Source organism: Pseudomonas sp. FP2338 (genome assembly GCF_030687515.1).
Lineage (GTDB): Bacteria > Pseudomonadota > Gammaproteobacteria > Pseudomonadales > Pseudomonadaceae > Aquipseudomonas > Aquipseudomonas salomonii.
The window spans coordinates 1791724-1804022 of the sequence record NZ_CP117436.1; the positions used below are offsets into that span (position 1 = coordinate 1791724).

General features: G+C 60.5%; 11 protein-coding genes. 7 read left to right on the top strand and 4 right to left on the bottom strand.

Annotated features, from left to right (window positions below):
* Positions 1-24 precede the first annotated feature (24 nt).
* From fadA to PSH96_RS08180, 5 genes are all read left to right on the top strand, one after another.
* Positions 25-1200 (top strand): acetyl-CoA C-acyltransferase FadA, encoded by a 1176-nt coding sequence (gene fadA, locus PSH96_RS08160; protein ID WP_017137418.1) that lies wholly within the window; start codon positions 25-27, stop codon positions 1198-1200.
* A 97-nt stretch (positions 1201-1297) separates the two neighbouring features.
* Positions 1298-1534, top strand: a complete 237-nt coding sequence (locus tag PSH96_RS08165) for a DUF1653 domain-containing protein (RefSeq protein ID WP_305458611.1) — start codon at positions 1298-1300, stop codon at positions 1532-1534.
* 114 nt (positions 1535-1648) lie between these two features.
* On the top strand, positions 1649-4270 hold the full coding sequence (gene topA, locus PSH96_RS08170) for a type I DNA topoisomerase (RefSeq protein ID WP_056857285.1): 2622 nt from the start codon (positions 1649-1651) through the stop codon (positions 4268-4270).
* A 192-nt stretch (positions 4271-4462) separates the two neighbouring features.
* Positions 4463-4984, top strand: coding sequence for a DUF6586 family protein (locus PSH96_RS08175; RefSeq protein ID WP_305458612.1), 522 nt, complete (start codon positions 4463-4465; stop codon positions 4982-4984).
* Between the two features lie 261 nt (positions 4985-5245).
* The gene (locus PSH96_RS08180) at positions 5246-5479 is read left to right on the top strand and encodes a hypothetical protein (protein WP_017254451.1); all 234 of its coding nucleotides are present in this window, start codon (positions 5246-5248) and stop codon (positions 5477-5479) included.
* A gap of 233 nt (positions 5480-5712) precedes the next feature.
* On the opposite strand, the gene sulA is transcribed toward PSH96_RS08180, so the two are convergent.
* Together sulA and lexA are read right to left on the bottom strand one after the other, a co-directional pair.
* A complete protein-coding gene (gene sulA, locus PSH96_RS08185) occupies positions 5713-6186 on the bottom strand; it encodes an SOS-induced cell division inhibitor SulA (RefSeq protein ID WP_056857284.1) in 474 nt (157 codons plus the stop codon).
* Between the two features lie 10 nt (positions 6187-6196).
* Positions 6197-6805, bottom strand: coding sequence for a transcriptional repressor LexA (gene lexA / locus PSH96_RS08190; protein ID WP_017137423.1), 609 nt, complete (start codon positions 6803-6805; stop codon positions 6197-6199).
* 263 nt (positions 6806-7068) lie between these two features.
* Here lexA and PSH96_RS08195 point away from each other — a divergent pair, with 263 nt between their 5' ends.
* Both PSH96_RS08195 and nagZ read left to right on the top strand, forming a co-directional pair.
* Positions 7069-7776 (top strand): TetR/AcrR family transcriptional regulator, encoded by a 708-nt coding sequence (locus tag PSH96_RS08195; protein WP_305458613.1) that lies wholly within the window; start codon positions 7069-7071, stop codon positions 7774-7776.
* 134 nt (positions 7777-7910) lie between these two features.
* Positions 7911-8921 carry a beta-N-acetylhexosaminidase gene (nagZ, locus tag PSH96_RS08200; RefSeq protein WP_305458614.1) on the top strand — a complete coding sequence of 337 codons (1011 nt, stop codon included), beginning with the start codon at positions 7911-7913 and terminating at the stop codon, positions 8919-8921.
* A gap of 103 nt (positions 8922-9024) precedes the next feature.
* Here the strand turns inward: nagZ and PSH96_RS08205 are convergent, their stop codons facing one another.
* Together PSH96_RS08205 and PSH96_RS08210 are read right to left on the bottom strand one after the other, a co-directional pair.
* Positions 9025-11715, bottom strand: coding sequence for a DEAD/DEAH box helicase (locus tag PSH96_RS08205; RefSeq protein WP_305458615.1), 2691 nt, complete (start codon positions 11713-11715; stop codon positions 9025-9027).
* A gap of 9 nt (positions 11716-11724) precedes the next feature.
* Entirely contained in the window at positions 11725-12294 is a 570-nt protein-coding gene (locus tag PSH96_RS08210; protein ID WP_065929183.1) for a CsiV family protein, read from the bottom strand.
* Positions 12295-12299: the final 5 nt, after the last annotated feature.

Here is a 12299-nt window from a genome sequence, read left to right on the forward strand (position 1 = left end):
CAGACGAATAGAGCGAGAATATTTATGAGCTTGAATCCAAGAGACGTGGTGATTGTCGACTTCGGTCGCACGCCAATGGGCCGCTCCAAGGGCGGCATGCACCGCAACACCCGCGCCGAAGACATGTCGGCGCACCTGATCAGCAAGTTGCTGGAGCGTAACGTCAAGGTCGACCCTAACGAAGTCGAAGACGTGATCTGGGGCTGCGTCAACCAGACCCTGGAGCAGGGCTGGAACATCGCGCGCATGGCGTCGTTGATGACCCAGATCCCGCACACCGCAGCTGGCCAGACTGTCAGCCGCCTGTGTGGCTCGTCGATGAGTGCGCTGCACACCGCAGCACAAGCGATCATGACCGGCAACGGCGATGTGTTCGTGGTCGGCGGCGTGGAGCACATGGGCCACGTCAGCATGATGCACGGCGTCGACCCGAACCCGCACATGTCGCTGTACGCGGCAAAAGCCTCGGGCATGATGGGCCTTACCGCAGAAATGCTCGGCAAAATGCACGGCATTACCCGCGAAGCCCAGGACGCGTTCGGCGTGCGCTCCCACCAGTTGGCCCACAAGGCGACCGTGGAAGGCAAGTTCAAGGATGAAATCATCCCGATGAACGGTTACGACGAGAACGGTTTCCTCAAACTGTTCGACTACGACGAAACCATTCGTCCGGACACCACCCTGGAAAGCCTGGCGGCCTTGAAGCCCGCCTTCAATCCAAAGGGCGGCACCGTCACAGCCGGTACGTCGTCGCAAATCACCGACGGTGCTTCGTGCATGATCGTGATGTCGGCGCAGCGTGCCCAGGACCTGGGCATTCAGCCGATGGCAGTGATCCGTTCGATGGCAGTGGCAGGTGTGGACCCGGCAATCATGGGCTATGGTCCAGTACCGGCCACACAAAAAGCCTTGAAGCGCGCGGGCCTGACCATCTCCGATATCGACTTCTTCGAGCTCAACGAAGCTTTCGCCGCACAGGCCCTGCCAGTGCTGAAAGATTTGAAAGTACTCGACAAGATGAACGAGAAGGTTAACCTGCACGGCGGCGCGATTGCCCTGGGCCACCCATTCGGTTGCTCCGGTGCACGTATCTCCGGCACTTTGCTTAACGTGATGAAGCAAAATGGCGGCAACCTTGGGGTTGCAACCATGTGCATTGGTCTCGGCCAAGGCATTTCCACCGTCTTCGAACGTATCTAAACGTTTCGCTGACGGAAGCCGGGGCCCAGTGCCCCGGTTTTTGTTTTTTGGAATTTTTAATATTTTTTTTCAACAAATTTTGCACGAGGGCCGAAGCATGAAAGTCGAACCAGGGCTCTACCAACATTACAAGGGCCCGCAGTACCGTGTTTTTAATGTGGCGCGGCACTCCGAGACCGAAGAAGAAGTGGTGTTTTACCAAGCACTGTATGGCGATTACGGCTTTTGGGTGCGCCCATTGAGCATGTTCGTTCAGACCGTCGAAGTTGACGGCGAGCAGGTCCCGCGCTTTGCTTTGGTGCAGGTCGAACCCAGTCTTTTTTCAGGGCAATAACGGCAGGCCGCGCAGAATGCTGCGCTTGACCTCACCTTGTTGCCACTATATATAGCGTTGCCGCGACAGGCGCCAACTGCCTTTCACTTCTCGAATTCAGGAATTTTCCGATCCATGGGCAAATCGCTGGTCATTGTGGAATCCCCGGCTAAGGCCAAGACCATCAACAAGTACTTGGGCAACGAGTACGTGGTGAAGTCGAGTATCGGCCATATCCGAGACCTGCCCACCAGCGGTTCGGCTAGCGCCAGCAAGGAGCCTGCCGCCAAGCGCGGCAAGGCGGCTGCGGGCGAAGGTCCGGTGCTCAGCCCTAAAGAGAAAGCGCGCAAGCAGCTGGTCTCACGCATGGGTGTGGACCCGGATCATGGCTGGAAGGCCAAGTACGAAATCCTTCCGGGCAAGGAAAAGGTCATCGAAGAGCTGCGCCGGCTCGCCAAAGATGCCGACACCATCTATCTCGCGACGGACTTGGACCGCGAAGGGGAAGCCATTGCCTGGCACCTGCGCGAAGCCATCGGCGGTGATGACAGCCGCTACAAGCGTGTGGTGTTCAACGAAATCACCAAAAAAGCCATCCAGGAAGCCTTCTCCAAGCCGGGCGAGCTGGACATCGACCGTGTCAACGCCCAACAGGCCCGTCGTTTCCTCGACCGCGTGGTGGGTTACATGGTCTCGCCACTGCTGTGGGCGAAAATCGCCCGTGGCCTGTCCGCCGGCCGCGTGCAATCGGTAGCGGTCAAGCTGGTGGTGGAGCGTGAGCGTGAGATCCGTGCGTTCAACCCCGAAGAATACTGGGAAGTCCACGCCGACCTGGGCACTGCCAAGGGCGCCAACGTGCGCTTTGAAGTGGCCCGTGAGAAAGGCGAGGCCTTCAAGCCGCTGAACGAAGCCCAGGCCATGGCCGCGCTGGAGAAGCTCAAGGCTTCCAGCTACAGCATCGTCAAGCGCGAAGACAAACCGACCAGCAGCAAGCCGTCGGCGCCGTTCATCACCTCCACGCTGCAACAGGCCGCGAGCAACCGCCTGGGCTTTGGCGTGAAGAAGACCATGATGATGGCCCAGCGTCTGTACGAAGCCGGCTACATTACGTATATGCGTACCGACTCCACCAACCTGTCGCAAGACGCGGTGGCGATGGCACGTACTTATATTGAAAGCGAGTTCGGCAAGAAGTACCTGCCGGAAAAGCCGAACGTCTACAGCAGCAAGGAAGGCGCACAAGAGGCTCACGAAGCAATTCGTCCTTCCGACGCCAACACCGAGCCAAGCAAGCTGACTGGCATGGAGCGTGACGCTGAGCGCCTCTACGAGCTGATCTGGCGCCAGTTCCTGGCTTGCCAGATGCTGCCGGCGCAATACCTGTCCACCACCGTCAGCGTGGGCGCAGGCGACTTCGAGCTGCGTGCCAAGGGCCGTATCCTCAAGTTCGACGGCTATACCCGCGTGATGCCGCAAATCGCCAAGCCAGGCGATGACGACGTGCTGCCGGACATGGCCCAGGGCGACACGTTGAAGCTGATCAAGCTCGACCCGTCCCAGCACTTCACCAAGCCGCCGGCGCGTTACTCCGAAGCCAGCTTGGTAAAAGAGATGGAAAAACGCGGTATCGGTCGTCCTTCGACCTATGCGGCAATCATCTCGACCATCCAGGACCGTGGCTACGTAGCTCTGCACAACCGTCGTTTCTACTCGGAAAAGATGGGCGACATCGTCACCGAGCGCCTGTCCGAGAGCTTCTCCAACCTTATGGACTACGGCTTCACCGCCGGCATGGAAGAGAACCTTGATGACGTGGCCCAGGGCGAACGCGACTGGAAAAACGTGCTGGATGAGTTCTACGGCGACTTCAAAAAGAAACTCGAAGTAGCCGAAAGCCCTGATAGCGGCATGCGCGCCAACCAGCCGGTGATGACCGACATCCCGTGCCTGACGTGCGGCCGTCCGATGCAGATTCGTACCGCATCCACCGGTGTGTTCCTCGGTTGCTCGGGCTACAGCCTGCCGCCCAAAGAGCGCTGCAAGGCCACCGTTAACCTGGTGCCAGGCGATGAGATTGCCGCCGACGACGAGGGTGAGTCCGAGTCGCTGGTACTGCGTGGCAAGCACCGCTGCCCGATCTGCAGCACGGCGATGGACGCCTACCTGCTCGACGAGAAGCATAAGTTGCACATCTGCGGTAACAACCCGGATTGCAACGGCTACGAGATCGAAGAAGGCACCTACCGCATCAAAGGCTACGAAGGTCCGAGCCTGGAATGCGACAAGTGCGGCAGCGAGATGCAGCTCAAGACCGGCCGTTTCGGCAAGTTCTTCGGTTGCACCAACCCGACCTGCAAGAACACGCGCAAACTGCTGAAAAGCGGTGACGCGGCGCCGCCGAAGATGGACCCGGTGAAGATGCCTGAACTCAAGTGCGAGAAGGTCAACGACACCTACATCCTGCGTGACGGCGCTTCGGGCCTGTTCCTGGCGGCCAGCCAGTTCCCGAAAAACCGCGAGACCCGTGCCCCGCTGGTGATGGAGATCGTGCCGCACAAGGACGAGATTGATCCGAAGTACCACTTCCTGTGTGAAGCGCCGAAGAAGGATCCCGACGGTCGCCCGTCCGTGATCCGCTACAGCCGCAAAACCAAGGAGCAGTACGTGCAGACCGAAGTGGACGGCAAGCCTACCGGCTGGAAAGCCTTCTACGACGGCGGTAAGTGGAAGGTCGAGGACAAGCGTCAGGGCGCTTGATCGGCTGATCTTTCAGTGGTCTAGGAGCGGGCTTGCTGTGGCGAGGGAGCTTGCTCCCGCTGGACTGCGCAGCAGGCCCCGGCTTTAGGGGGGCGCTGCGCACTGGAGCGCCAGCCCGGCCCAGCGGGAGCAAGCTCCCTCGCCACAATGTTCAGCCAGCATCACGCTTATTTCGTTGTGGAGACTGCCGTTATGGCCAACGAACTCTATACCCGTACCAATCAGAAAATTTACTTCGCGGGTTTGTCCCTGGACGCCCTTGGCCGCGCCGAGGAAGGGAAGGAGATGAATGCCATCGCGCTGGTCCAGGCCGGGCGTGAGGCGGCGTTGTTCCACCTCTATGGCGCTTTGCTGGGCCTGTGCCATGAAATTGCCGGGTTCTACCGCTTGCCCCAGGCTGGCGCCCCCCGAGCAGAAATGATCATGAACCGCGAAGTGCTCGAGACAATGGCAATTCCGGAGTTGGCTGAGCTGGTGGAAATGGCGCAGAGCCCGGACAGCTGGGTCGCCCGCTTGCTCAAGGCCCACGCAGACATGTTCCAGCCGCCGCGTGTTCCCCATGTGCCCAAGGGCGATGTGACACAGCCGCTGATCGTGGCCGTTGCGCTGGAAGAGGATGAGCCCAAGCCCTTGAGCCGTGAGGAGCTGGAAAGCTGGCGTCAGGAGCTGAAGAAGATGGCGTTGCGGTTTCGCGAAGGCTTGAACGAGTGCTGAGGCGCTATTGCTGATACACACGAATCAAAAACTGTGGGAGCGGGCTTGCTCACGAATGCGGTGGGTCTGTAATGACTTCTTTACTGAAACTCCGCATTCGCGAGCAAGCCCGCTCCCACATTTGAACCAAGTTAGGCAGAAAGTGCGGCGCAGGCCTCAATAAGCACCATTCATCAAGCCGTCAAGAAACCTGTTCAGATCCTCTGCGAGGCTGGGTGGATGACTGATATAATCCCGGCCTTTCGTGGAGAACAGACTTATATGCCAACGTCCTTTCTGGAAATTGTTGAACTGCCTGACGGCCGAATCGAGCTGCGTCGGGCTGAGGACGAGGGTTCTCTGGTTATTTTGGATTTTTCCGAGGACGCAAAAGCGTTCCTGCAAGGCCAGCACGTGGAAGTGGCAAAAGCCATGTTGAGCGTGGGTGTGCAGATGGCTGGTCGCCTGGCCGAAGGCGAGCCGGAGAAGGAAGATGGGCCGCGGGTGCTTCACTGAGTAGCAGTGAAACGTTCTGGGAAGCGTTCTGGCGAGCGGGCTTCTGTGGCGAGGGAGCTTGCTCCCGCTGGGCTGCGAAGCGGCCCTGAATAGATTTAATGCGGTGTATCAGGTATTCCACGGTGCCTGGTTTTGGGGCTGCTGCGCAGCCCAGCGCGAGCAAGCTCGCTCGCCACAACAAGCTCGCCTGCCACAATAAGCCCGTCCACAGGGTTGGCCTGCATCAGACCCCATTACCCCAATCGAATATTCAAACTCTGCGCATCGCCCGTGCGCGCGGCGCTGACCAGCTGTTGCTTGGCGGCCGCATTCAGCGGGTTCAACCAGCTCACCACCGTATGGCTACGCCCCAGGCGCAAGGCTTCGCACGTCAACTGCTGGGCACTTTGCGCACCGCGCGGTTGCAGCAGCAGGATGCGCTCACGGTTGAGGCCGGCGTCCCGCAGCCAGGCCTGGGTCAGGCTGGCGGGTGGGGCGATCAGCGTCAGCCAGCGTGCGTCCTGCTCCTCGCTCAATTCGCGAAGTATCGGCGCCAGCAGGCTCAGGCAGCTCCCGGCAGCACCGCGCAACGACAGCTCACTGAACGCCTCAGGTTCGGAGCCCCACGGGGCTTCGACCGTTTCCTTGAGGATGGGCGCAAGGGGTTGGGCCATAAAGGCCTCGAACAGCGACAGTTGTGTGTGTTGCGGGGTGTGCACGAGCTGCATGGTGCCTCCTTTAGCGGCGAATGACGCCGACGCTCAAGCCTTCGATCACCAGGTCCTGATCTTTCAGGTTCACTTCAATCGGGGCGAACTCAGGGTTCTCGGCCATAAGCCAGACCTTGCTGCCTTCACGCTTGAAGCGTTTGACGGTGACTTCATCGCCGATACGGGCGACGACGATCTGGCCATTACGGGCTTCGCGAGTGGTGTGGACGGCCAGCAGGTCACCGTCGAAAATGCCCACGTCCTTCATGCTCATGCCGTGTACGCGCAACAGGTAGTCGGCACGCGGATGGAAGAACGTCGGGTTGATGTTGCAGGACTCTTCGACGTGCTGCTGCGCCAGGATCGGCGCACCGGCAGCGACACGGCCGATGATCGGCAGGGTCGATTCGTCGGCCTTGGCTTCAAAACCAGGGATACGAATACCGCGTGAAGCACCCGGGGTCATCTCGATCGCGCCTTTGCGGGCGAGGGCCTTGAGGTGTTCTTCGGCGGCGTTGGGGGACTTGAACCCCAGTTCCAGCGCAATTTCCGCTCGCGTCGGCGGGTAGCCGTTGTCGTCGAGGCAGCGCTTGATAAAAGCCAGAATCTCAGCTTGGCGTGGCGTCAGTTTTAGCATGTTGATCGCTCTGTCTTTTTATACAGTGACTGGGATTATATACAGTGAACTGCGCTTGGCAATCATCCTTTTTTGGCACTCCGCTGGACGGTCGTCTGTCACTCTTCCTACAAGGCATAGACAGCGCTGCCTACAGGGCGCGAAGGATGTGATTAAATAGCGATGAAATAGATGACTGCCCGGCCGGAAAACGGACTCGCAGGCTTGACAAGACACACCCTGAAACGTATGTTTCAAACAAGTGTTTGTCAGGCGGAGTAGCCATGGCCCAGTCGGAAACCGTTGAACGCATTCTCGATGCTGCCGAGCAATTGTTCGCGGAAAAAGGATTTGCTGAAACTTCATTGCGGCTGATCACCAGCAAGGCTGGGGTTAACCTCGCCGCCGTGAACTATCATTTCGGCTCAAAAAAAGCCCTGATCCAGGCGGTGTTCTCACGCTTCCTGGGGCCGTTCTGCGCCAGCCTCGACCGTGAGCTGGAGCGTCGCCAGACCAAGCCCGAAAACAAGCCAAGCCTGGAAGACCTGCTGGAAATCCTGGTTGAGCAAGCGCTGGTGGTTCAACCGCGCAGCGGCAATGACCTGTCGATCTTCATGCGCCTTTTAGGGCTGGCCTTCAGCCAGAGCCAGGGCCACCTGCGCCGTTATCTGGAAGACATGTACGGCAAGGTGTTCCGCCGTTACATGCTGCTGGTTAACGAGGCCGCCCCGCGTATTCCGCCGATCGAACTGTTCTGGCGTGTGCACTTCATGCTCGGCGCCGCCGCCTTCAGCATGTCCGGCATCAAGGCCTTGCGCGCGATTGCCGAGACCGATTTCGGCGTCAACACCTCCATCGAGCAAGTGATGCGCCTGATGGTGCCGTTCCTTGCCGCCGGCATGCGCGCCGAAACCGGCGTGACCGACCCGGCCATGGCCACCGCGCAACTGCGCCCGCGCAGCAAGTCGACGCCGGCCGTCGCCAAGGCGTGATTGCCCCAGGTGTGCGCGGCGGCTAAGCTAGCCGCCATGCCGATTTCAGCTATTTACTCGCAACCCGTTGTGCTCACCGCGCTTTTCGCGCCAGGTGAGGGCAACGGGTTGTGTGCGTTATTTAAGGAAGGTTTATGACTGCTGCCCTGCAAGGTTCGTTAATGGTCGATGTGGCCGGCACTTGGCTGACGGCCGAGGATCGCCAGTTGTTGCGCCAGCCTGAAGTGGGCGGGTTGATCATTTTTGCGCGCAATATCGAGCATCCACGCCAGGTGCGCGAGCTGAGCGCGGCGATTCGCGCGGTTCGCCCCGACCTGCTGCTGGCCGTCGATCAGGAAGGCGGTCGTGTGCAGCGCCTGCGTCAGGGTTTTGTACGCCTGCCGGCCATGCGTCTGCTGGCGGATAAGCCGAATGCCGAATACCTGGCCGAGCAGTGCGGCTGGATCATGGCCACTGAAGTGCTGGCGGTCGGCCTTGACCTGAGCTTCGCCCCGGTGCTTGACCTCGACTACCAACGCAGCGCCGTGGTCGGCACCCGTTCCTTCGAAGGCGACCCCGAGCGCGCTGCCGTGCTCGCGGGGGCGTTCATTCGCGGTATGAACAGCGCCGGCATGGCGGCCACCGGCAAACATTTCCCGGGCCATGGCTGGGCCGAGGCGGATTCCCACGTCGCGATTCCAAACGACGAACGCAGCCTGGAACAGATTCGCGCAAATGACCTGGCGCCTTTCGCACGCCTGAGCAAGCAATTGGCGGCGGTGATGCCGGCTCACGTTATTTACCCGCAAGTGGACGCCCAACCCGCCGGCTTCTCGCGTCGCTGGTTGCAGGACATTCTGCGCGGCGAGCTGCAATTTGACGGGGTGATTTTCAGCGATGACCTGTCCATGGCGGGGGCGCATGTGGTCGGCGATGCGGCCAGTCGAATTGAGGCGGCGCTGACGGCCGGTTGTGATATGGGTTTGGTGTGCAATGACCGGGCGGCTGCGGAGCTGGCACTCACGGCGGCGCAGCGCATGAAGGTCACGCCATCGGCGCGGATTGCGCGGATGCGTGGGCAGGCGATTGCTTCGACAGAGTACAAGCAGGATCCGCGTTGGCTGGTGGCGCTTACCGCGTTGCGCGATGCTCAGTTGATCGACTGAATACCGCGTTGCTGCTGCCATCGCAGGCAAGCCAGCTCCCACCCTTGAATGTATTCACACATCAAGGGTGGGAGCTGGCTTGCCTGCGATAGCGATCTAACCGTCAGCGCTTCTCTTGCTTATGGGGCAATGGTGCAAACAACGCCTCAATATCCTCATTACCCAACTGCCAATCCCCGGTCGTGCGCCCATCCAGCACACCCGCTGCCAGGTCAGACTTTTCCTTCTGCAGGTGCTGGATTTTCTCCTCCACCGTGCCTCGCGCAATCATCTTGTAGACGAACACCGGCTTCTCCTGCCCGATGCGGTACGCACGGTCGGTCGCCTGGTTTTCCGTCGCCGGGTTCCACCATGGGTCATAGTGGATCACCGTGTCGGCCTCGGTCAGGTTCAAACCGACGCCGCCGGCCTTCAGGCTGATCAGAAAAATCTGTAGCTTGCCGCTCTGGAAATCCTTCACCGGCGTGCGCCGGTCGCGGGTCTGGCCGGTGAGTAATGCGTAGGGCACGCCGCGTTTTTTCAGCTCGGCTTCGATCAGGCTCAGCATCGAGGTGAACTGCGAGAACAACAATATCCGGCGCCCTTCGGCAAACAGCTCTTCGAGCATCTCCAGCAGGCTGTCGAGTTTGCCCGAGCTGCTGCCACGGGCGGGCAGGGTGGCGTCGTTGACCAGGCGCAGGTCGCAGCATACCTGGCGCAGTTTGAGCAGCGCCTCAAGAATGATGATCTGGCTGCGCGCCACGCCCTTGCGGGTGATTTCGTCGCGCACCTTTTTGTCCATGGCCAGGCGCATGGTTTCGTACACGTCGCGCTGGGCCTCGTTGAGGTCGACCCAGTGGATGATCTCGGTCTTGGGCGGCAGCTCGGTGGCCACCTGCTCTTTGGTGCGGCGCAGCAGGAAGGGTTTGATCCGACCGTTGAGGTGCTGCAAGCGCACCTCACTGGCGCGCTTTTCGATGGGCACGCGGTAATCGCGGTTGAAGCTTTTGACGTCTCCCAGCCAGCCCGGCAGCAGAAAGTGGAACAGCGACCACAGCTCGCCCAGGTGGTTTTCCAGCGGCGTGCCGCTCAGGCACAGGCGCTGGCGCGCATTGAGCTCGCGCGCGGCCTGGGCAGCCTTGCTGTTGGGATTTTTTATGTACTGGGCTTCATCGAGGATCAGCACGTGCAAGGGCTGGGCGGCGAGGGTGTCGATGTCCTTGGGCAGCAGCGCGTAGGTGGTCAGCAGCAGGTCAAAGTCCTGCAGATGGGTGAAATGTTTCTTGCGACCAGCGCCGTATAGCGCCTGCACCCGCAGTTGCGGTGTGAAGTGCGCCGCTTCATCCAGCCAGTTGGGAATCAGACTGGTGGGCATCACCACCATGCACGGCCGATCGAGGCGCCCGGCGGCTTTTTCGCTGAGAATATGCGCCAGGGTCTGCAGGGTTTTGCCCAGGCCCATGTCATCGGCAAGAATCCCGCCCACATCGAGCTGACGCAGCGACTGCATCCAACTCAAGCCTTCCAGCTGATACGGGCGCAAGGTCGCGTTCAAGCCTTCGGGCGCCACGCAGGTGAAGTCCTTGATGTCGCGCAGGCGCTGGGCGAAGTTGCGGATCTTCTCGCCGCCTTCCCATTGCAGCGGCAGGTCTTCCAGCGGGTTCAGGCGAATGGCATCGGCCTTGGCCAGACGCAAGCTGGTGGTGCCGGTTTCCTGTAGGTAAAACTCGCCAAGGGTGGCCAGAACGGGCTTGAGCCGGCCGTAAGGCAACGCCACTTGCAGCGGGCCATGGCCGTTGGGCAGGCCGGGAATATTCACCAGGATCAACTCGTCGTCACGGCGCCGGGCGAGTTTCTCCGGGTTGAGGATTTCGGTGTGGGAACGCATCAAGTTGAGCAAAATCGGCAACAGGCTCAGGCGCTCGCCATTGACGATAATCCCCAGCTCCAGGTCGAACCAGTCGCGTTCCGGGCCTTCATCGACGGTGGCGTACCAGTCATCGACGGCACTAAGGTCGAAACCGAAATCTTCTTCTATTTGCAGCTCCCAACCCTCGGCGCGCAAGGTCGGCGAGGCGTTGAGGGTGAAGTTCAGCCACGCACTGTCATTGACCAGTTCGAACAGCTCGCCGGCACTCTCCGGCAACGCCTTGCTCTGGCGCGTGGCGATCTTGAAGCCGAGCAGGCGCAGTTGTTCGCGATAGGGTTGCTCCAGCTCCGGATGGCGCTTGATGCGCAGGCTCTGGGTTTCCTGGCGCACGATGATGTCAGCGTTTTTCTGCCCGCTGACATAGTTGCCCAGGTAATTGAACGACAGCGCCGCACGGTGCTGGATATAGCGCTGCATCTTGCCATTACGCGGTTCAAACGCACTGAACTCCACGCTGGCCAGCCACAGGCGCGGCACCGGCCGCACCTCTTCCATGACCACTTGTGGCAGCACCACGCGGTTATCCAGCACGGCCTGGAGCTTTTCCAACAGCTCGGCATCTTGCGCGGCGGCCGGGTAGGCCAGGGTTTCCTGGACCTTGAGCAGCACGGCCGCGATGTGTTTGCAGTTGGTGTGTACCGGGCAGGTGCAGCGGCTGTCCACCAGAATCAGCGTGCCCTTGGCCGATTCGCGCAGCGAGATGGTTTGTCGGTAAACATTGCCGCCAGAGCCTTCGCAGCTGGCGATGATGGTGCTGTCGCCGGACTCGACGATGCGCACGCGGTTTTCCAGGGCGTAGCGCCGCCCGCGCTCAAGGCTTTGCTCTTTAAAGCGATTGGCCCACGAAGGGGCCAGGGGTTTGGTCAACGACGACGTCAGGGGCATGGCGCTGGATCAGTCCTGAATGTCGGGCGGTGGCGCACTGGGTGGTTTGGCGGTCAGCGACGTGATCTTGATCAGCAGCGCCAAGTGGCCGCCATCCAGGTAATTGAGTTGGTTGTTCTTGGTGCGCACGTCTTGCTGGCTCAAGTGTTCGCTGGCAATCACGCTGCCGTTGGCGTCGAACCGGTTGATCCAGAAATCCGCGTCGATATCGGTAAAGCGCCCCAGCTGCAGGTTCAGCGTGCCTTCGATAGGAAACTGGCCGAACTGCTCCTGGCCATCGGTAATGGCCAGCTTCACCGGTTGCTCGCCGAGGTTCTGATCCCAGGCGCGGTGCAGCAATACGGTGTAACTGTTGTCCGCACTCAGCTTGTCGACGATGTTGCCCAGCCGCGGTGGGCTCAGTTTGTCGGTCGGCAGCCGCGCCGCACCGGCATCCCAGTTTTCCGGCGCGGCGCGGCTATTGATCACCGGCTCGGCGTTCTGGCGCACCAGGATCATTTCCACCAGGTACGGGCTGTCGGCAAATGCCGAAGGAGCGACCACCACCAACATGAAGCTCAGAATGCGGAACAGGCGCATGGGGG

What these genes read in the sequence shown, in the direction of transcription:
- topA (WP_056857285.1), top strand. Translation starts at nt 1,649, where the DNA reads ATGGGCAAATCGCTGGTCATTGTGGAATCCCCGGCTAAGGCCAAGACC.
- PSH96_RS08175 (WP_305458612.1), top strand. Translation starts at nt 4,463, where the DNA reads ATGGCCAACGAACTCTATACCCGTACCAATCAGAAAATTTACTTCGCG.
- PSH96_RS08205 (WP_305458615.1), bottom strand. Translation starts at nt 11,715, where the DNA reads ATGCCCCTGACGTCGTCGTTGACCAAACCCCTGGCCCCTTCGTGGGCC.
- PSH96_RS08165 (WP_305458611.1), top strand. Translation starts at nt 1,298, where the DNA reads ATGAAAGTCGAACCAGGGCTCTACCAACATTACAAGGGCCCGCAGTAC.
- nagZ (WP_305458614.1), top strand. Translation starts at nt 7,911, where the DNA reads ATGACTGCTGCCCTGCAAGGTTCGTTAATGGTCGATGTGGCCGGCACT.
- fadA (WP_017137418.1), top strand. Translation starts at nt 25, where the DNA reads ATGAGCTTGAATCCAAGAGACGTGGTGATTGTCGACTTCGGTCGCACG.
- PSH96_RS08210 (WP_065929183.1), bottom strand. Translation starts at nt 12,294, where the DNA reads ATGCGCCTGTTCCGCATTCTGAGCTTCATGTTGGTGGTGGTCGCTCCT.
- sulA (WP_056857284.1), bottom strand. Translation starts at nt 6,186, where the DNA reads ATGCAGCTCGTGCACACCCCGCAACACACACAACTGTCGCTGTTCGAG.
- PSH96_RS08195 (WP_305458613.1), top strand. Translation starts at nt 7,069, where the DNA reads ATGGCCCAGTCGGAAACCGTTGAACGCATTCTCGATGCTGCCGAGCAA.
- PSH96_RS08180 (WP_017254451.1), top strand. Translation starts at nt 5,246, where the DNA reads ATGCCAACGTCCTTTCTGGAAATTGTTGAACTGCCTGACGGCCGAATC.
- lexA (WP_017137423.1), bottom strand. Translation starts at nt 6,805, where the DNA reads ATGCTAAAACTGACGCCACGCCAAGCTGAGATTCTGGCTTTTATCAAG.